Below are 19302 nucleotides of genomic sequence, written 5' to 3'. Positions count from 1 at the left end.
GCGCAGGGAGTGCACAACCGGCCCTACCGGTTGAACCCCTCCGCGGGGAAAGATTCTGTGCGGTCGCGCCGGTGGAACCGTCCGCTGATCGCAACCGAGCCGATGGCGCTCTACGAATTCAGCCGGGCGTGCCGGGGTACCAACCGTTCGTCCAGCCGCAACGAACCCAGATCGTCGGGCACCTTCGGCGCGGTCAGCTGCGGCGTATCTGACGCGGGGTTGGTGGATTCCTCGGTGTGCTCGGATTCGGGTGTCGACCGTTCCAGGAACCGGAGCAGCTCGACAGGGAACGGCAGCACCAGGGTCGAGTTCTTCTCCGCAGCGACCTCGACCACGGTCTCCAGCAGCCGCAGCTGCAGCGCTGCGGGATGGTCGGCCATCACCTCAGCCGCCTGCGCCAGCTTCTCCGAGGCCTGCAGTTCACCGTCGGCGGTGATCACCCGGGCCCGCCGCTCCCGCTCGGCCTCGGCCTGGCGGGCAATCGAGCGTTTCATCGAGTCCGGCAACACCACGTCCTTGATCTCGACGCGGTCGATCTGGATGCCCCAGCCCAGCGCCGGGCTGTCGATCATCAACTCCAGGCCCTCATTCAGGTGCTCCCGGCTGGACAGCAGGTCATCGAGATTGCTCTTGCCGATGATCGACCGCAGCGAAGTCTGCGCCACCTGGCCGATCGCCGACCGGTAGTCCTGCACGTCGACCGCCGCCCGCACCGGGTCGGAGACCTTGAAGTAGATGACGGCGTCCACCCGGACGGTGACGTTGTCACGGGTGATGCCGTCCTGGGCGGGCACCGGCAGCGTGATGATCTGCATGTTCACCTTCTGAAGGCGGTCGGCGATGGGGATCAGCATGGTGAGTCCCGGTCCCCGCACCTGTGGCTGTACCCGGCCGAACCGGTAGACGACGCCCCGTTCAAATTGCTTCACGACGCGAACGTTCTGTCCGACCAGGAGTGCGACCAGACCGGCGACAACCGCCAGCACGGACATGGTGATCATGATGTCTCCACTTCCGCTCGACGTCGCCGCGAGGACCGACGCGAGCTGTCTAGGCTGACTTTTCGCTCGCGGGGTGGCGCGCCGTTCTGCGGCTCGGTGGAGCCGGTTCCATGATCCAATTCTGGCACCGGCGCCTCGGCGGCTCAACAAGATTCGGCCCCCACCTTCCGGCCCGCACCTTGGTTCGTCAGGCGAGTTCCGGCGCCGGAGCTATGGCGCGTCGACTCAGCGATCTCCACGCCGAGGGCGGTCAGGCCACTCACGGGTGAAGTGACAGTCCCACTCCGCCGACTAGGCGAATCGCCAGACTGACCGCTTTCAGGTAGCGCACTACTCGTTACCCGCGCCCGGCAGCCTGGGAAAGTCAAGGTTGTCCAAGTGACCTTGGGATTGCAACACAGTTCTGCGAACGCACCGAGCTTTGGCGGGTGATCGCATGGCGCGGGTGGCTTTTGAGGCATTCCAACGCGGGCACTTGAGCGCACCATGCTCAATCGTCAGCGAAGCGCTGTCATAGGCGAAAGGGGCAGCCGCCATGGCCGCCAAGAAGATTCCCGGCAAGAAGACGCCGGCTAAGAAGGCCGCAGCTAAGAAGACTCCTGCCAAGAAGACTCCCGTCGCCCGCAAGGCACCGGCACCGGCCAAAAAAGCTGCGCCGCCGAAGAAGTCCTCCGCGGCCACAAAGCAGGTGGCACCTGGCCCGATGCGAACCACTTACGATGCCGACCTTCGAGCCACCGTCACCGTGGACGATGCCGACCGGATCAGAGCGCTCAATCACGACGAGCACTGGCCGGTAGTGGAAGCGCGAGGCGATGAGGCGGCATCGGCATATTTCGGCGAGATCGCGTCCAAGCTCGACATCGCCGAGACGGCACTCAGAAGCCTCAATGAACCGGTGTCGTACTTCGACCCTCGCCAGCAGGACGTCGAGTATCACTTCAGCGAGGAGAAATCATTCTTCGACACTGCTACGTACACCTTCTACCAAACGTATCTCAACACACCTGTGTGGTCGGCAGGTGTCACCGTCACGGTCAAGCAGGAACCGACGCGCGTCGTCGCAATGACGAACAGCAGCGAGTCGGGTATCGACGCTCAGCTGCCAACGAGAGCCGCTGTGGCGCGCTACCAGAGGCTGTTTCAGACTGGTGAAAGAACGCCCAGCATTCCTCGACGCGGCAGAAACACGGCGCCGGAGCCTGCAGGCGGCGACGGCTCGACTCTGCTGGATGACATCCTCGCTGAGCCAGTGAGGGCATCGGATCAGCTCGACGAAGACATCACGCCCCGACTGATCCGCGGACGCTTCTTCATCTATCGGTTTGATGACTCGAAGCGCGTGACGGATCAACCCCAACAAGACCGAGACGGCGCGAAACATGGTGCGCAGCTTTGCGAAACGCCGCCGGAACTGCCATTGCCGCCGGTGCCCGACACCATCCAGGACGACGCCTGGTACCTCGTTGCCGAGCTCATAGTCCGATTGCCCTACGCCGGGAGTCGGATGAACTGGCGCCTGCTGGTCGACGTGCAGACGAACACCATCTTGTACGCACGCGCCCTGGCCTCCGGTGTCAACGGGCTGGTTTTCACCTACGACCCAATCACGAGCACCGGTACCGCGACCAACACGCCCGACCAAGGCAACGCAGTCCTCGACCCGCTGCGAGATGACGTCGTGCTGCCAAATCTCAACGCGCCCGTGGGTGGTGTCCAATCGCTGCAGGGCAGCCTCGTCACCCTGCAAGATCTGGAGCCCTTGACCGTCGCCGCGCCCACGCAACCGACGGGTTCGGACTTCGACTATCAGGTTCGCACCAACGAATTCGCGGCGGTCAACGCTTACTACCACAACAATCGATTTTTCGAGTTGGTAGCCGCCCTCGGATTCCCCCTCGCAACGTACTTCGACGGCACCACCTTCCCGGTCGATATCGACTACCGAGGCGACGGGGGCGACAACGTCAACGCACACTGCATCGGTGACGGTGACGGTATTGACCACGCGTGCTATGCGCTCGCAGACACTGGGAACACCGCCAATCCGATCGGAATCGCCACCGACTGGCGCGTCATCCTCCACGAGCTCGGTGGACACGGCATCCTCTACGACCACGTGGGCACCGCCAATTTCGGTTTCGCACACAGCGCCGGCGACAGCTTCGCGATGATATTGAATGACTACCTCTCCACCTGGCACACCGGTGCGGCGATCGACCGTTTCGTTCTGGCCCCATTTGTGCCAAGCGTCGCTCGAAGGTCGGATCGCGCCGTCACCGACGGTTGGGGTTGGGGTGGTACCCAGGACGTAGGGGGTTATCCGAGCGAGGAGATCCTGTCGACCACGATGTTCCGTGTCTACCGGTCCATCGGTGGCGATTCGACGGACGTGAGCCGGCGCGAGTTTGCCGCACGCTATATGGCCTATTTGATGTTGCGGGCGGTCGGCACTCTCAGCCCGATGAGCAACCCCGGTGCGCCCGCGCTCTTCCTCACCGCGCTCCGCACTGCAGATGCGGGCGACTGGACGTCCGAGGGTGTGTTCGGCGGGGCCTACGGCAAGGTGCTCGAATGGTCCTTCGAGGAGCAGAACCTCAATGGCGGCGCGGCGCCGGCGGTCGACGTGTACATCGATGATGGCCGAGGCGGTGAATACGAATATCTGCCTGTTCACTGGGAGACGCCAACGGTGTGGAACCGCCTGAACCCCGACGGTTTACCGGGCCACCAGGAACCGGCCGGGACCACGAACTACGCGTACGTGAAAATCAAGAACCGAGGGACATCGATCGCGAACGACGTCATTGTGAGGGGCTACCACTGCCAACCCTCGGCAGGCCTGGTCTGGCCAAACGATCTGCAACCGATGACCACGGCACAGTTGGCAGCCGGAACGCTGCAGCCCAACAATTCCGAAGAGAAGACGGTCGGACCGTTCGCGTGGACGCCGGCGACAAACGCGTCGGGCCATGACAGCATGCTGATGGTCGTATCGGCTGCCGGCGACCCGAGCAACATCGACAACTTCACCATCGGGGAGGCCGTCGAGGATTGGCGCCTTGTGCCCAACGACAACAACATCGCGCTGCGGAACGTCGTTCTGGTGAGGCTGGCGTTGGTGATCGCCGATAGCGGGGACGTCGGCAACGTGTGCGTCGGATCGTCCAAAGACATCGTGCTCTATCTGAGCAACAGCGGCTTCAATCCGGTCACGATCACGGACATCACGTCATCCTCCGGGGAATTCCTGGTTCCCAGCGTGTTGTCGTACCCACTCGTCATCGCGCCCGGAAATGTCTTGGAAGCACCAATTCGCTTCCAGCCAACGAGTATTGGTGCGAAATCAGCAATGATCTCGGTGCTGAGCAACGACCCGACGGGCCCCAAAACCGTTGTCGTGTCAGGAACAGCACCAGCGCCAAGGCTGACGCTGGTCGTCCCCGACCACGGTGACTTCGGTGAGGTCCGCTTGGGCAGGTTCGTCGACCGCGATCTCGTCATCAACAACCGTGGGTCATGCCAACTGAGCGTCACCGGCATCGTGTCGTCGGCGCCGGTCTTCGTCGCACCCCAGGTCGTCAGCTTCCCCCTCACCGTCGATGGCGGCGACTCCATCACGGTCCCGATCCGATTTGAGCCCATCCACCGAGGGGCGGCGTCTGCCACGCTGACGATCGTCAGCAACGATCCGAACGGCCCAGTTGTGGTCAACGTCAGCGGTACTGCGTGGCCGCCCTTGCCGGTGGCAGGCAGCGCCCTCGAGGGTTACCCGCTCAGCAACGACAGCCAGCATGTCTTCTTCATCGGCACCGACAAGTTCGTCCACGAACTCGACATCACAGCCGGTTCAGGGTGGGACGACAATGACCTGACCACGCTGGCCGAGGCCGTGCCACCGATCCCCACCAGCACCCTGGCCGGTTTCCGGCTCGGCACCAACAGCAAGCATGTCTTCTTCGTCGGTACCGACAACGACCTCTATGAGCTCTACTTCACCGCCACTGAGGGCTGGGTCTGCAACGACCTGACCGCCGTGGCCGGGGCCGTGCCACCAACCCCAGCCACCGCGCTGGAGGGCTTCCGACTCAGCGACGACAGCAAGCACGTCTTCTACATCGGCACCGACAACCACGTCCATGAACTGTTCATCACCGGTGGCGGGCGATGGGACGACAACGACCTGACGACCCTGGCAGGCGCCGTACCACCAACCCCAGCCACCGCCCTGACCGGCTACCGACTCAGCGACAACAGCCAACACGTCTTCTACATCGGCACCGACAACCACGTCCACGAACTCTTCATCGCCGGAGCAGGCTGGAACGACAACGACCTGACGACCCTGGCAGGCGCCGTACCACCAACCCCAGCCACCGCCCTGACCGGCTACCGACTCAGCGACAACAGCCAACACGTCTTCTACATCGGCACCGACAACCACGTCCACGAACTCTTCATCGCCGGAGCAGGCTGGAACGACAACGACCTGACGACCCTGGCAGGCGCCGTACCACCAACCCCAGCCACCGCCCTGACCGGCTACCCGCTCAGCGACAACAGCCAACACGTCTTCTACATCGGCACCGACAACCACGTCCACGAACTCTTCATCGCCGGAGCAGGCTGGAACGACAACGACCTGACAACCCTGGCAGGCGCCGTACCACCAACCCCAGCCACCGCCCTGACCGGCTACCCGCTCAGCGACAACAGCCAACACGTCTTCTACATCAGCGCCGACAACCACGTCCACGAGCTATACATCGCCGCCGGTGGAAACTGGGTCGACAACGACCTGACAGCGCTCACGTAGCTGGACACCACCGGCCATCCCAAGGGCCGCCGCTACATCAACGTCAGTTGGTGCTGGCCAGCCGTACGGCTCTCTTCGGGTGACGATTGCCCCGGTCAGACAGATCCCGACGCGGTAACCCGAGCCGTCCGCTATTCCGCGTCGCGGAAATAAGGTTCAACCGTGCCGCTGAGCTTGACGACCATCGGGTTTCCGCGGCGGTCCTTGGCGGTGGGGACTTCCACACGCACCCAACCCTCGGCCACGTCGTATTCGTGCACATTGGTCTTCTCGGCGCCGTTGAAGCGAATACCCACACCGCGGACGAGCGCCTCTTCGCTGTAGAAGTCGCTGCGCGGATCGATGGAGAGGTGATTCGGTGGAACGTCGGTGTTCTGATCCTGGGACATGATCGCTTCCGTTGACTGCTGCGTACTTTGTTCTTGAGAACTTACGCGACCCTGTAGTGGCGGGTTCCGCGTAGGTCTTTGGCGTCCCGCGCGTGTGAGGTGCTTTCCTCTGTCCGCTTTCGAGCCTCGATCGACAGTGCGGGTACGAACGGAAAAGGCACCTCCCGGATACTCCGGAAAGTGCCTTGACCTGCAAAGAACTTGGTCGGGCTGACAGGATTTGAACCTGCGACCACTTGACCCCCAGTCAAGTGCGCTACCAAGCTGCGCCACAGCCCGTGTGCCGAAGTGAACTCCGGCAGCGAGACGAAAGCCTACCTCAGAGCGCCGCGCGAATCCCAATCCGGGTGCCCGCGCGGCGCTTCGGGTCAGCCTGCGTTCCGCGAACCTGCAGGACGGCGCGCGCGGCCGCCCCGCGAGGCCCGTGAAGCACCCGCGCCGCCACCGGCATGCGCGTCACCGCGATGTGCGCCGCCGCCCTGGCCCGAGCCACGATGCGCACCCGCACCCTGGCCGGAACCGCCGCGACGCCGCGGCGCGCCCGAACCGGATCGACCGCCCTCGGAACCGCGCGAGGACCGCGCAGGCGCGGCCTGCGGTGCCGCCTTGGGGGCCGGCGCCTGGTAGGGCGCGATCTCCCCCACCAAGGCGTGCACAGCCTCGGAGTCGGCGTCGACGTTCTGCGGCTTCACCGAGATGCCGGCACGTCGCAGCAACACCTGAGTGTCCCTGCGCTGCTCCGGCAGGACCACGGTCACGACGTCACCGGCGCTGCCGGCACGCGCGGTGCGACCCGAGCGGTGCAGGTACGCCTTGTGCTCGGCGGGCGGATCGATGTGCACGACCAACTCGACCTCGTCGACGTGCACGCCGCGCGCCGCGATGTCGGTGGCCACCAGCACCCGGATGTCGCCCGAGGAGAACGCGGCCAAGTTGCGGTCACGTGCGGGCTGCGACAGGTTGCCGTGCAGATCGACTGCCGGGATGCCGGCGTCGGTCAGCTGCTTGGCGAGCTTGCGCGCGTGATGTTTGGTGCGCATGAACAGGATTCGGCGTCCGGTGCCGGAAGCCAGGCGATTCACCAACTGCTTCTTGGCGTCGGCTCCGGCCACGTGGAACACGTGATGCGTCATCGCGGCGACGGGCGAGTTCGCCTCGTCGACCGAGTGCAGCACCTCGTTGCGAAGGAACTTCTTCACCAGCTTGTCGACACCGTTGTCCAGCGTCGCGGAGAACAGCAGGCGCTGCCCATCGGCGGGCGTCGCGGCCAGGATGCGGGTGACGCCGGGCAGGAAGCCCAGGTCGGCCATGTGGTCGGCCTCGTCGATCACGGTGATCTCGACGGCGTCAAGGCTGATGAGACGCTGGCCCATCAGATCCTCGAGGCGGCCCGGGCACGCGACGACGATGTCAACGCCGGCCCGCAGCGCGGTGACCTGGCGACTCTGCGCCACGCCGCCGAAGATGGTGGTGACCTTCAGCCCGTGCGCGGCGGCCAGCGGTTCCAGCGTCGCGGTGATCTGGGTGGCCAGTTCACGGGTCGGTGCCAGCACCAGACCGGTCGGGCGCGACGGGGTGCGCGAGCGGCCGACGAGGCGGCTGACCAGCGGGATCGAGAATGCGAGCGTCTTGCCGCTGCCGGTCTTGCCGCGGCCCAGGACGTCGCGTCCAGCGAGGGTGTCGGGCAGCGTGGCAGCTTGGATCGGGAACGGCTGGGTGCGGTCGATGTCGGCCAAGGCCTGCACCATCGATGGGCGCACGCCAAGGTCAGAGAAAGTCACAGCGGTGCTCATATCGCCTTTCAGGCAAACAGACGTGATGGGGCCCGGAGGGCCGTCAACACTGGGGCGAGATTGCCGGTCGGCAATTTCGATCGCCGTAAGAAATCCGGTGCTGACGCACTGATCACCAGTGGCCTTTATGGCCGATCCTGCGGGGTGATCACTGGCTCCACGACGTAGTTGGCAGCAATTCTCATGCGCCAACGCTGATACGAGTCTACCGCACCGGCAACGTGACTCAGCCCGCGGTCTCGTCGCGCACCGGTTCTCCGGCCGCCACCTCGGCCTCCAGTTCCTCCGGCACGTACGCCGGCGCCTGCGAAGTGCGCCATGCGTAGAACACCAAACCGGCCCATCCCACCACGATCGTGGCGTAGATGCCCGTCGACCATGGACCGGCAATTCCGAAGTACTTCACCAGTTTCTGGCTGTTGGTCAGGATGATCACGCCGCCCACCGCGGTGCCCAAAAGCGCTGGGCTGACCCTGCTGACCAGCCATGCGGCCAGTGGCGCGGCCAGGATTCCGCCGAGCGCCAGTCCGAGCACGATCGGGATGTTGTGCAGGAACTCTTCACGCAGACCCACCAGAAAACCCAGTGACGCCGAGACCGCGACCAGGAACTCCGAGGCGCTGACGGACCCGATCACGGTGCGTGGCGCGGTCTTTCCGCGGGACAGCAGTGTGCTCGTGGTCACAGGACCCCATCCGCCGCCGCCGGAGGCGTCGATGAAGCCGCCGAACAGTCCCAGCGGGGCAAGGAATTTGGAGGTGTGCGGCGTGTGGGTCGTGGCGATTCCCGGAGGTCTGCCCAGGGAGAATCTGACCAGCACGTAGATGCCGATTGCGACCAGGATCGCGGCCATCAGTGGGGCCGCGTCCTCGGTGGACAGCGACGAGAGCACCGTCGCACCGAGAAATGCGCCGACGGCGCCCGGGACACCGAGCTTGGCGACGATGCTCCAGTCGATGTTCTTGAACCGCCAGTGCGACAACCCCGACGCCAGGGTGGTGCCGACCTCGGCGAGATGCACTGCGGCACTGGCCTGTGCGGCGGCCACGCCGCTGAGAACCAACAATGTGGACGCCGTGACACCGAAGGCCATTCCGAGCGCTCCGTCGACCAGTTGGGCCCCGACTCCCACCAGGGTGAAGATCAACAACGAGCGCATAAGCTGGAATGCTTTCGTTCAGTGGCCCGCCGTAACAGGCCCAAAGGAAATGTGGACGCGCGAAGTTCAGCGCGTACAACACATTTCGTCGAAAGCGAGCAGTCGGCGCGACGGCCAGAACGGCTCTAGGGCAGCAAGGGCTGACGGCGCGGTGCGCATGGGCTGGTGAGCCACCGGTCCCTCCCTACGTCAGCAAATTCCGGTCAGCCTACACCGACAACAGCCGATACAGCCCGATGAGGCCGACGACGACGATCACTGCGCGCAGGGCGTTCGGGGACAGCCGCCGTCCGTAGTGGGCGCCCAGGAAGCCGCCGATCAGCGAACCGACCGCGATCAGGCCCGCGGCCAACCAACTGATCCGGTCGAACGCCACAACCGTGTAGGCGAGCGCCGCGACGATGTTGACCAGCAACGACAGCAGGTTCTTGGCGGCGTTCATGCGCTGCATCGACTCGGGCAGCAGCAGGCCCATGACCGCGATCAGCAGGATGCCCTGCGCCGCGGTGAAGTAGCCGCCGTACACCCCGACCGCGAACGTCCCCGCGACCAGAGCCGCCATCCGTCCCGGGGTGACGTGCTCGGCGGAGCGCCCGGCCTGCTCGGCGCGCTCACGCGCCCAGGACTGGACGCGGGGTCCGATCACGACGAGCACCAGGGCGGCCACCAGCAGCACCGGGACGATCTGGATGAACACCTTCTCCGGCAGGTGCAGCAGCAGCCACGCGCCCAGGCCCGCGCCGACCAGGGACGCCGGGATCTGCCAGCGCAGTCGGTGCCACTGCCCTCGCAGTTCGCGGCGGTATCCCCAGGTGCCGGAGACCCCACCCGCGACCAGGCCGACGGCATTCGACATCGTGGCGGTGACCGGCGGGAAGCCGAGCGTGACCAGCGTCGGGAAGGTGATCAGCGTGCCGGATCCGACGATGGCGTTGATCGCGCCGGCGCCGACTCCGGCGAGCGCGATCAAGATCATGTGGGCGACAGACACCCGCCAGACCCTACCCGCGGCCCTCGAGACGAATCACGCCGCCGAAAATGCACGCAGGGTCGTAGAACGCGCGCCCGCAACGACCCTGAAGGCAATATCGCGGCTCCCGAAGCATGCCAACGACGGTGGGCCTACTTGCGGGGCTTGCCGCGCTTCTCGCGCACCCGCACGTTGACGCGGATCGGGCTGCCCTCGAAGCCGAAGGTCTCCCGCAGTCGACGCTCCAGGAAGCGGCGATACCCGGCCTCCAGGAAGCCCGTGGTGAAGAGCACGAATGTGGGCGGACGCGCGGTGGCCTGGGTCGCGAACAGGATCCTGGGCTGCTTGCCGCCACGCACTGGCGGCGGCGTGGCCGCCACGACCTCCTTGAGGAAGTTGTTCAACTGGCCGGTGGTGATCCGGGCGTCCCAGGAGGCCAGCGACGTCTCCAACGCCGGCACCAGCTTCTGCACGGCCCGGCCCGTCATCGCCGAGATGTTCACCCGCGGCGCCCACTTCACCTGCGCCAACTCGCGATCGATCTCACGCTCCAGCAGATACCGGCGATCCTCGTCGACCAGATCCCACTTGTTGAACGCCAGCACCAGCGCGCGACCGGCCTCGATCACCATCGACAACACCCGCTGATCCTGTTCGGTCAGCGGCTGCGAGGCGTCGATCAGCACAATCACGACCTCGGCGGAGTCGATGGCACCATGGGTGCGCACCGAGGCGTAGAACTCATGGCCACTGGACTGGCCCACCTTGCGACGCAGGCCCGCGGTGTCGACGAAACGCCATGTCTTGCCGCCCAGTTCGATGAGCGAGTCGACGGGGTCGACGGTGGTGCCAGCCATATCGTGCACCACGGACCGCTCGTCACCGGCCAGCCGGTTGAGCAGCGAACTCTTGCCGACGTTCGGCTTGCCGACGAGCGCCACGCGGCGCGGACCGCCGGACTTGGCGGCAACCTCTGAGACCTCGGGCAGATCGGCGACCACAGCGTCCAGCAGGTCGGCGACGCCGCGACCGTGGATGGCGCTGATCGGGTGCGGCTCCCCCAGGCCCAACGACCACAACGCGGCGGCCTCGGGTTCCTGCTTCTCACCGTCAACCTTGTTGGCCGCCAGGAACACCGGCTTGCCGGACCGGCGCAGAATGCGCGCAGCGGCCTCGTCACCCTGGGTGGCCCCGACGATCGAGTCGACGACGAAGATGATGGCGTCGGCCGTGCGCATGGCCACCGACGCCTGCTCGGCCACCAACTGCTGCAGGCCCTGCGCGTCGGGTTCCCAACCGCCGGTGTCCTGCACCACAATTCGCCGCCCGGACCACAGCGCGTCATAGGACACGCGGTCGCGGGTCACGCCGGGAAGATCCTGCACCACAGCCTCTCGGCGGCCCAGGATGCGGTTCACCAGGGTGGACTTGCCCACGTTGGGCCGGCCCACCACCGCGATCACCGGCGGTGGTGCGGTGAACTCCTCAAGTTCCTCGGCGTAGTCCGAAGCATCGATCTCCCAGTCACCCTCGTCTGACCAGGTGCCGTCCTCGTCGGTCATCGAACCGCCCCACTGCGTTGTTGAACCAGATCTGTCAGATGCGAAATGACCTCAAGCTGTGTCATGTCACCGGTGTCGACGACGATCGCGTCCTCGGCGGCCCGCAACGGTGAGACCGCACGGGTCGAGTCCAGATGGTCGCGGCGACGGACGTCGGCGAGCACCGCGTCGTAGTCGTCGCCGAGTCCCGCAGCGATGTTCTGATCGTTGCGGCGCTTGGCGCGGACCTCGGCGGACGCGGTGAGGAAGATCTTCACATCGGCGTCGGGCAGCACCACCGTGCCGATGTCGCGCCCTTCGACGACGACGCTCTCCGAACCGCCGGCCAGCACGCGCTGCAGGTCCACCAGTCGCGCGCGCACCGCAGGCACCGCCGAGACCGCCGACACCGCACGGGTGACGGCGTCACCGCGAATCTCGGCCGAGACGTCCTCTCCCGCAAGGTAAGCGCGCGAGTCGGCGGGGTCGTAGCCCACCGACAGGTCGGCGTCGAGGGCCGCGATCGCCGCGGGGTCGTCCAGCGAGACCCCGGCGCGCAGCACGGCCAACGTCACGATGCGGTACATCGCGCCGGTGTCCAGGTACTTGGCGCCCAACGCGGTGGCCAGACCGCGCGCCACGCTCGACTTCCCCGTGCCCGCCGGTCCGTCAATCGCGACAACCACACGCGGGGCACCGTCAGTCGCTGCGCTCCATCCGCTCGCTCCACTCACAGCCCAACCGCCTTGTAAAGCTCCCCGATCTCCTTACTCGTCAACGCCCGCAGACTTCCCGGACGCTGCTCCCCCAGTGACACCGCACCGATGTCGGTGCGCACCAACGCCTCCACGGGGAAACCCACCGAGTCCAGCAGTCGGCGCACGATGTGCTTGCGACCCTCGTGCAGGGTCACCTTGACCAGCGAGCGACCCGGGATGGAGTCGACCATCGCGAAGTCGTCGACCTGCACGGGTCCGTCCTCGAGTTCAATCCCGGCCTTGAGTTTCTTGCCCAACCCCTTGGGCACCTTGCCGGCCACGGTCGCCAGATAGGTCTTGGGGACCTCGTACGACGGGTGCATCAACCGGTGCGCCAGTTCGCCGTCGTTGGTCAGCAGGATCAGGCCCTCGGTCTCGGCGTCGAGGCGACCGACGTGAAACAGCTTCTTGTTGCCGCGAACCCGGTGTTCGACGAGATCGCCGATGCACGGCCGACCGCGATCGTCGGACATCGTCGACTGCATGCCGACCGGCTTGTTCAACGCCAGATGCACCAGCGTGTCGTCGTGCATCACCCGGGCACCGTCGACACGGATGACCGAGTTGTCCGGGTCCACCCGGGTGCCCAACTCGGTGACAATCCGGCCGTCGACCTCGACACGGCCGTCGATGATCATCCTCTCGGCAACGCGCCGCGACGCAATTCCAGCCTGCGACAACACCTTCTGCAGTCGCACACCCTCAACCGACGAATCCGACATCACTGGTCCTCATCCACATCGAGGGCCGGCGCCACCTCAGGCGCGGGCCCACCATCGAGCTTCATGAAACGCGGTTCTGAGTCCAGCGTCTCGGAGATGTCGTCGATCACGTCGACATCGGGCAACAGCGGAGCGATGTCGGGCAAGTCGGTCAGCGACGCCAACCCCAACCGCTCCAGGAACAATTCGGTGGTGGCGAACGTCACGGCGCCGCTGTCGGCGTCGGTGCCCGCCTCAGTGATCAGACCGCGCGCCAACAGCGTGCGAATGACGGCATCGACGTTGACTCCGCGCACCGCGCTGACCCGCGCCCGCGTCACGGGCTGCCGGTAGGCCACCACGGCCAGGGTCTCCAACGCGGCCCGGGTCAGCTTCGACCGCGAGCCGTCGAGCAGCAGACGCTCGACGTACGGGGCGAACCGGGACCGCGTGTACAGCCGCCACCCACCGGCGGCTTCCCGCAGGTCGATGCCACTGTCGCGGGCGATCAGCTCCTCGGCCATCAGTGCGAGCTTCGCCATGATGCGGTACGCGGGCTGCCCGGTGGCGTTCGCCAGGGCATCCACGCTGATCGGCGTGTCGACCACCAAAAGCAGCGCCTCCAGGACGCGGCCGAGTTCGTCGTCGTCGAGTTCGTCCTCGATCGCCACGTCGGGTTCGGACTCCGAAGCGCTGAGCGCGTCGGCCTCGGATTCGACGTCACCGGGGTCTGTCGGGTCAGCCATCGTCACGGTGTCGACGGCATCAGGACCTGCCACCTCGTCGGTCATTCTTGTTCTTCCACCAGCTCATCGCGCAATTGTTGGTCCGTGAGACGGTCTCCGGTCCACGTAACCTGGAGCACACCAAGCGGTTCTGTTTGCTCAAATGCTACCGCCCGGGCTCGATACAACTCGAGCAGCGCCAGGAAGCGCCCCACAATCTGAATCGGCATCTCGCAGTCGGCGACCAGTTCGGTGAACGACGCCCACTCGCCGGGCCCGCGGCTTTCCAGCATCCGCAACACCAGTTCGGCCTGCTCTGGCACCGACACCTTCGGATGGTGCAGGTGGTCGGTGCCCACGGTGGGCACCGGTCGCGGCGTGAACGCGGCCGCCGCGATCTCGGCGAACGCCTTCGCGTCGACGCCCAACATCACTTCGGGCAGCAGATCGGCGAACCGGTCCTCCAACGCCACCGCGCGCGGATAGCTGCGCAGCGCCGCGGCCTCCAGTTCGGCGAACATCTGCGCGACGTGCTTGAACGCGCGGTACTGCAGCAGGCGCGCGAACAGCAGGTCGCGGACCTCGAGCAGCGCCAGGTCCTCCTCGTCGTCCACCCGCCCCGCGGGCAGCAGGCGGGCGGCCTTGAGGTCCAGCAGCGTCGCCGCCACCACCAGGAAGGTCGTGGTCTCCTCAAGCTCGAGCTGGGAGCCGATCTCCTTGGTGTAGGCGATGAAGTCGTCGGTGACCTGGTGCAGGGCCACCTCGGTGACGTCGAGGCGATGCGCGAAGATCAGCTGCAGCAGCAGATCAAAGGGTCCCTCGAAGTTGCTCAGCCGAACCTGGAATCCGGTCTGCGGCTGCCCTGCCTCATCGGCTCCGTTCGGCGGCTGGCTGTCCGTCACGTTCCGAATCGATCGATGACCTCGCGGGCCAACGCTCGGTAGGCAAGTGCACCCGAGGACTTGGGCGCCCAACTGGTGATGGGTTCACCGACGACGCTGGTCTCCGGGAAACGCACGGTGCGGGTGATGACGGTGTCGAACACCAGGTCACCGAACCGCTCGACGACGCGCGCCATCACCTCACGGGCGTTGACGGTGCGGCTGTCGTACCGGGTGATCAGGATTCCGCTGATCGACAGTCGCGGATTGAGCCGATCGTGCACCTTTTCGACGGTGTCGGTGAGCAGCGCCAGTCCGCGCAGCGAGAAGTATTCGCACTCGGTGGGAATGATGACGCCGTCCGAGCAGGCCAGACCGTTGACGGTGAGCAGGCCCAGCGACGGCTGGCAGTCGATCAGCACGTAGTCATAGCGGTCCAGCACGGGGTGGAGGGCGCGCGCCAGCGACTGTTCCCGGCCCACCTCGTTGACCAGCTGGATCTCGGCGGCCGACAGGTCGATGTTGCTGGGCACCAGGTCCATGCCGCTGACCCGGGTCTTGACCAGCACCTCGTCGATCGACACGCGTGGTTCGACCAGCAGGTTGTGCACGGTGCGCTCGAGTTCGTAGTGCGGCACGCCCAGCCCCGCCGACAGCGCGCCCTGGGGATCGAGGTCCACCAGCAGGACTCGCCGCCCGTATTCGGCCAGCGCAGCCCCGAGGTTGATGGTCGACGTGGTCTTGCCGACGCCGCCCTTCTGGTTGCACATCGCGATGACCTTGGCGGGCCCATGACTGGACACCGGTTGGGGCTCGGGGATCGGACGCGGCGGGCGCCCCGTCAGACCGACTTCCGTGTTATCGGCAGCCTCGTCGGTCACGGCCGGTCGCCCCCCTCAGTCGGTCGTGTGGCGGACATTGCAGGGAAGTCTAACGCGCACGTCGACGCGCGAAGGCCGACCCGCGGGCAACGGTCCGATCCGGATAACCGCGCTGTCCAGGGACCGGTGCGCTTCCGCGGGCAACTCGGGGCCGGATTCGGCCGTCACCGGCACGGCGATCTCTCAGCGACATCTCAGGCCAGATCCATGAACCAGATGACAAACCACATCGTGAACCGGTTGTGAGACCCACCATGAAGGCGTTCGCCTGATGACTTCACACGACGAGCCGACGAACGCCGGCGACGAGTTCCCGCGCGTGGTCGACGAGATCGTGGAAGCGTTGGTGCACAGCGGAATAACCCATGTGTTCGGCGTCGGCGGAGCCAATATCGAAGATGTCTACGACGCCCTGCAGTCCAGGCCTGAGATCACCGCCGTGCTGGCCAAACACGAGGCGTCCGCGGCGAACATGGCGGACGGATACGCACGCGCAGGCGCCCCGTTCGGCGTCGTCCTGGCCACCTCCGGCGGCGGCACCCTGAACCTCGTTCCCGCACTTGGCGAATCGTTCACCAGCCGCGTTCCCGTCCTGGCCCTCGTCGGACAGGCCCCTCTGGCCATGGACGGCCGGGGCAGCTTCCAGGACACCAGCGGCCGCGGCGGGTCGTTGAACGCCGAGGCGCTCTTCGGGCAGATCTCGGTGTACTGCCGCCGAATCGAGTCGCCCGCACAGGTCCACACCGCCGTGAGCGACGCGATCGCCGCCGCGCGCACCGGCGGGCCCGCAGTGCTGCTGCTCCCCAAGGACATTCAGCAGGCCAAGACCCACCGCGAACCGCATCGACCCCGCACATCCCAGCGGCCCAACGGCCACGTCGACCCACGACTGATCGCGCACGCCGTGGACTCCGGCCCGGTGACCATCATCGTCGGCGATCAGGTCGCCCGCGACGACGCGCGACCCGCGGTCGAGCGACTCCGGGCCGCGCTCGGCGCACGGATCGCGGCCGCACCCGACGCCAAGGACTGCGTCGAGCACCGCGGCGCCGACTGGGTCGGTGTCACCGGCGTGATGGGCCATCCCGGCGTCGCCGACGCCATCGACGCTGCTGCGATGTGCCTGCTGATCGGAACCAGGCTGCCCGCGACCGCCAGCGCCGGACTCCAGCAGGCCCTGAGCCGGACCCGCACGGTGTCGATCGGTTCGGCGCGGCCCTTCGTCGATGCGGTGCACTTCCACTCCGACGACCTGAGGATCACGCTGACCGAACTGTCGGAGCTCCTCGGACGCCGCAGGCACGGCACGGCGCCGGCCCAGCCGCTGGCCAGGCTGCGTCCGCCACCGCATGACGGACCCGGCATCCGCTACGCCGACGTCATCACGGCCCTTGACCAGCATCTGCCTGATGGCGTGGACATCGTCGCCGACGCGGGGAACACCGGTGCCGCCGCGATCCACGACCTGCCCGTGCGCCGGGACGGCAGGTTCCTCGTGGCCCTCGGCATGGGCGGCATGGGATACAGCTTCGGCGCCTCGATCGGCGTCGCGTGCTGGCGACGACGGCCCACGGTGGTGATCGCCGGGGACGGGTCCTTCTTCATGCACGGCATGGAGATCCACACCGCGGTTGAGCACCGATTGCCCATCACGTTCGTCCTGCTCAACAACAACGCGCACGCCATGTGCGTCACGCGCGAGCAGTTGTTCTACGGCGGCGACTACACCTACAACCGGTTCCGGCCCAGTCGTTTGGCGGCCGGTCTGGCCGCGATGTTTCCGACCCTGACGGCGACCGAGGTATCCGACCTGCCCGCACTGGATGAGGCGCTGGAGTTCGCGCGTCTCATGCGCGGTCCCTCGGTGATCAGCGTCGACTGCTCCGCCGATGAGATCCCCCCGTTCGCACCGTTCCTCGGTGCGGCACCCCCGCGACCCCAGACGAATTCACACGAGAGAGAGGTCACGAATCATGTCGCTGCCCGCGCTTGAGGACATCGTCGCGCACGCCGGCAATGCCGACCCGATCGACGGCGTGCACCGCATCGAAACCAGTCCGAGGGAGAAGGCCACCCCGATCATCATGGAGATGATGCGGTCGGTGTACCCGCACGACCAGGTGTTCGGCGCGTACTGCACGGTCAACGACTACGTCGACTGTCCGCCGGATGAGCTGTTCGACTACCTCGCCGACACCCGCAGCCTCGAGGAGTGGACCTACAGCCTGCGCGGATTCGAGAAGACCGAGGAGCCGGAGCTGTGGCTGGCCTATGACCGGCTCGGATCGGAGACCCAGATCTTCACTCGGACGGTCGCCAACCGGGAGGCCCGCACTGTCGACTATCACTGCGCGTGGGACCAGGGTCGCCACCTCTGGATGATCTACCTGATGCGGGTCGTCGACGCGCAGATCGTCCTCGACAGGCCCGGTTCGGTGGTGCTGTGGACCAACTGCCGCCACCCGTTCTACGACCACAACCCGTACCCGGAGACCGCACCACCCGAGCGACCCGTGTGGGTCGGCGACTTCTGGGACATGTTCGGCGCCGGGCACTTCCTGGAACTGCAGAACCTCAAGGCCATCGCGGAGTACCGGCACCGCAACGGTCTGCCCATCAAGCCGGCTTGGATGACAGGAGACCTTTCATGGGCTACCCGGTGAGTCTGCTCGACGTTTCCACCCACCTCCCCGAGAATCGCGTGCCGGCAGAGTATTTCGCACAGTTCGCAGGCACCGACGACCTCAAGGACAGCCTGATGTTCCGGGCGCCGGAGTACCGCCACCACGCCGGTCTGGAGGTCAGCAACGTCGACATGATCGAACGCGCCGTCGAAGGTCTGGTCGAGCGACACGGCGAGGAGATGCTCGCCGACGTCGACGTGCTGCTGACCCATTCGCAACTGCCGGACCTGCCGATCGTCGGCTGCGGCGGCGAGGTCGCGGATCGTCTGGGCATGAACCCGGAATGGATCATCGACGTGCACAACGGCGGATGTGCGGCATTCATCCTGATGATGAAGATGGCGCGGCAGATGCTGGCCTCCGGGTCCGGGCGCACGGCCCTGATCGCGGTGTCCCAGACGTGCGCGGGCAAGGTGTTCGTGCAGGAGCAGGTGCGCAAGAAGGCGCAGTCGTCCGTTCCGGGAGACGGGGCCGCCGTCGGACTGCTGACGGTGTCCGACCAGTCGCCGATCCTCGACATCGAGTGCCGCTACTACGGCGAGTTCGCCGGTGACATGACACTGACGTCCGACCCCGCCCGACTGTGGTGGCAGGCCGGATCCGGCGAAGGCTACGTCAGCTTCAACGAGGCCAAGATCAGCAAAGTGCTGGCCCGCGGCAACCGCGTGGTACCCGAGGTCGCACTGACGGTCTGCGACCGCATCGGCGTCAAGTCCAAGGACATCGACCTGCTGGTCACCAACCAGCCCAACCGGGTGTTCCTGCGCAACTGGAATGAGGCACTGGAACTTCCGCGCGAACGCCACCGCGACACGTTCCACGAATGCGGCAACCTCTTCGCCGTCGGCATTCCGGTGAACTTCGCGACCGCGATCGACGACGGTCAGGTCAAACCTGGTGACATCGCACTGATGGCAGGATTCGCGCACGCCGGAGACTTCGCCGGGGCGGCCGCGATCCGATGGGGCGGACGGGGGTAGCCCGCCGTGAAGCCTCTGCGCAG

15 protein-coding genes and 1 tRNA gene are annotated in these 19302 nt (G+C 66.1%); 4 read left to right on the top strand and 12 right to left on the bottom strand.

Annotation, left to right across the window (positions count from 1 at the left end; all coding sequences use genetic code 11):
* Positions 1-110 precede the first annotated feature (110 nt).
* The gene (locus tag G6N34_RS09920) at positions 111-992 is read right to left on the bottom strand and encodes an SPFH domain-containing protein (protein ID WP_407663266.1); all 882 of its coding nucleotides are present in this window, start codon (positions 990-992) and stop codon (positions 111-113) included.
* A gap of 544 nt (positions 993-1536) precedes the next feature.
* Between G6N34_RS09920 and G6N34_RS09915 the strand changes: the two genes are divergently transcribed.
* Positions 1537-5817: a choice-of-anchor D domain-containing protein gene (locus G6N34_RS09915; RefSeq protein ID WP_163645362.1), complete on the top strand. Its 4281-nt coding sequence runs from the start codon at positions 1537-1539 to the stop codon at positions 5815-5817.
* Positions 5818-5948: 131 nt separating this feature from the next.
* Here G6N34_RS09915 and G6N34_RS09910 read toward each other — a convergent pair whose 3' ends face one another.
* From G6N34_RS09910 to G6N34_RS09860, 11 genes are all read right to left on the bottom strand, one after another.
* Positions 5949-6206 carry a DUF3297 family protein gene (locus G6N34_RS09910; RefSeq protein WP_085150376.1) on the bottom strand — a complete coding sequence of 86 codons (258 nt, stop codon included), beginning with the start codon at positions 6204-6206 and terminating at the stop codon, positions 5949-5951.
* A gap of 202 nt (positions 6207-6408) precedes the next feature.
* Positions 6409-6485, bottom strand: a tRNA-Pro gene (locus tag G6N34_RS09905).
* A gap of 89 nt (positions 6486-6574) precedes the next feature.
* The gene (locus G6N34_RS09900) at positions 6575-7999 is read right to left on the bottom strand and encodes a DEAD/DEAH box helicase (RefSeq protein ID WP_085150374.1); all 1425 of its coding nucleotides are present in this window, start codon (positions 7997-7999) and stop codon (positions 6575-6577) included.
* Positions 8000-8225: 226 nt separating this feature from the next.
* Positions 8226-9158 carry a sulfite exporter TauE/SafE family protein gene (locus G6N34_RS09895; RefSeq protein WP_085150372.1) on the bottom strand — a complete coding sequence of 311 codons (933 nt, stop codon included), beginning with the start codon at positions 9156-9158 and terminating at the stop codon, positions 8226-8228.
* A gap of 208 nt (positions 9159-9366) precedes the next feature.
* The gene (locus G6N34_RS09890) at positions 9367-10134 is read right to left on the bottom strand and encodes a sulfite exporter TauE/SafE family protein (protein ID WP_085150370.1); all 768 of its coding nucleotides are present in this window, start codon (positions 10132-10134) and stop codon (positions 9367-9369) included.
* A gap of 146 nt (positions 10135-10280) precedes the next feature.
* Positions 10281-11690, bottom strand: coding sequence for a ribosome biogenesis GTPase Der (gene der / locus G6N34_RS09885; protein ID WP_085150367.1), 1410 nt, complete (start codon positions 11688-11690; stop codon positions 10281-10283).
* On the bottom strand, positions 11687-12355 hold the full coding sequence (cmk, locus tag G6N34_RS09880; protein WP_109788360.1) for a (d)CMP kinase: 669 nt from the start codon (positions 12353-12355) through the stop codon (positions 11687-11689). The genes der and cmk overlap by 4 nt, the downstream gene beginning before the upstream one ends.
* A 44-nt stretch (positions 12356-12399) precedes the next feature.
* Complete coding sequence (locus G6N34_RS09875; RefSeq protein WP_085150362.1) at positions 12400-13149, bottom strand: pseudouridine synthase; 750 nt, start codon at positions 13147-13149, stop codon at positions 12400-12402.
* Positions 13149-13919 carry an SMC-Scp complex subunit ScpB gene (gene scpB / locus G6N34_RS09870; protein ID WP_085150360.1) on the bottom strand — a complete coding sequence of 257 codons (771 nt, stop codon included), beginning with the start codon at positions 13917-13919 and terminating at the stop codon, positions 13149-13151. The genes G6N34_RS09875 and scpB overlap by 1 nt, the downstream gene beginning before the upstream one ends.
* The gene (locus G6N34_RS09865) at positions 13916-14755 is read right to left on the bottom strand and encodes a segregation/condensation protein A (protein ID WP_179965738.1); all 840 of its coding nucleotides are present in this window, start codon (positions 14753-14755) and stop codon (positions 13916-13918) included. The genes scpB and G6N34_RS09865 overlap by 4 nt, the downstream gene beginning before the upstream one ends.
* Positions 14752-15615, bottom strand: a complete 864-nt coding sequence (locus tag G6N34_RS09860; protein WP_085150358.1) for a ParA family protein — start codon at positions 15613-15615, stop codon at positions 14752-14754. Before G6N34_RS09860 ends, G6N34_RS09865 begins: the two co-directional genes overlap by 4 nt.
* 271 nt (positions 15616-15886) lie before the next feature.
* Here G6N34_RS09860 and G6N34_RS09855 point away from each other — a divergent pair, with 271 nt between their 5' ends.
* Genes G6N34_RS09855 through G6N34_RS09845 form a run of 3 tightly spaced genes read left to right on the top strand, consistent with a single transcriptional unit; the run spans position 15887 to position 19279 of the window.
* Positions 15887-17608, top strand: a complete 1722-nt coding sequence (locus G6N34_RS09855; protein ID WP_085150356.1) for a thiamine pyrophosphate-binding protein — start codon at positions 15887-15889, stop codon at positions 17606-17608.
* The gene (locus tag G6N34_RS09850; protein WP_085150354.1) at positions 17589-18278 is read left to right on the top strand and encodes a DUF8713 domain-containing protein; all 690 of its coding nucleotides are present in this window, start codon (positions 17589-17591) and stop codon (positions 18276-18278) included. The genes G6N34_RS09855 and G6N34_RS09850 overlap by 20 nt, the downstream gene beginning before the upstream one ends.
* Positions 18263-19279 (top strand): 3-oxoacyl-ACP synthase III family protein, encoded by a 1017-nt coding sequence (locus tag G6N34_RS09845; RefSeq protein ID WP_085150352.1) that lies wholly within the window; start codon positions 18263-18265, stop codon positions 19277-19279. The genes G6N34_RS09850 and G6N34_RS09845 overlap by 16 nt, the downstream gene beginning before the upstream one ends.
* Positions 19280-19302: the final 23 nt, after the last annotated feature.

Origin of the sequence: Mycolicibacterium confluentis, assembly GCF_010729895.1 — a bacterium.
Lineage (GTDB): Bacteria > Actinomycetota > Actinomycetes > Mycobacteriales > Mycobacteriaceae > Mycobacterium > Mycobacterium confluentis.
Note: the sequence above shows the minus strand (reverse complement) of the source record. Positions and strands in the feature narration are given on the sequence as shown.

Coding starts and splice junctions, on each gene's coding strand:
- G6N34_RS09910 (WP_085150376.1), bottom strand. CDS start 6,206: ATGTCCCAGGATCAGAACACCGACGTTCCACCGAATCACCTCTCCATC.
- G6N34_RS09890 (WP_085150370.1), bottom strand. CDS start 10,134: ATGATCTTGATCGCGCTCGCCGGAGTCGGCGCCGGCGCGATCAACGCC.
- G6N34_RS09855 (WP_085150356.1), top strand. CDS start 15,887: ATGACTTCACACGACGAGCCGACGAACGCCGGCGACGAGTTCCCGCGC.
- G6N34_RS09895 (WP_085150372.1), bottom strand. CDS start 9,158: ATGCGCTCGTTGTTGATCTTCACCCTGGTGGGAGTCGGGGCCCAACTG.
- der (WP_085150367.1), bottom strand. CDS start 11,690: ATGACCGACGAGGACGGCACCTGGTCAGACGAGGGTGACTGGGAGATC.
- G6N34_RS09850 (WP_085150354.1), top strand. CDS start 17,589: ATGTCGCTGCCCGCGCTTGAGGACATCGTCGCGCACGCCGGCAATGCC.
- G6N34_RS09915 (WP_163645362.1), top strand. CDS start 1,537: ATGGCCGCCAAGAAGATTCCCGGCAAGAAGACGCCGGCTAAGAAGGCC.
- scpB (WP_085150360.1), bottom strand. CDS start 13,919: ATGACCGACGAGGTGGCAGGTCCTGATGCCGTCGACACCGTGACGATG.
- G6N34_RS09845 (WP_085150352.1), top strand. CDS start 18,263: ATGGGCTACCCGGTGAGTCTGCTCGACGTTTCCACCCACCTCCCCGAG.
- G6N34_RS09875 (WP_085150362.1), bottom strand. CDS start 13,149: ATGTCGGATTCGTCGGTTGAGGGTGTGCGACTGCAGAAGGTGTTGTCG.
- G6N34_RS09920 (WP_407663266.1), bottom strand. CDS start 992: ATGTCCGTGCTGGCGGTTGTCGCCGGTCTGGTCGCACTCCTGGTCGGA.
- G6N34_RS09900 (WP_085150374.1), bottom strand. CDS start 7,999: ATGAGCACCGCTGTGACTTTCTCTGACCTTGGCGTGCGCCCATCGATG.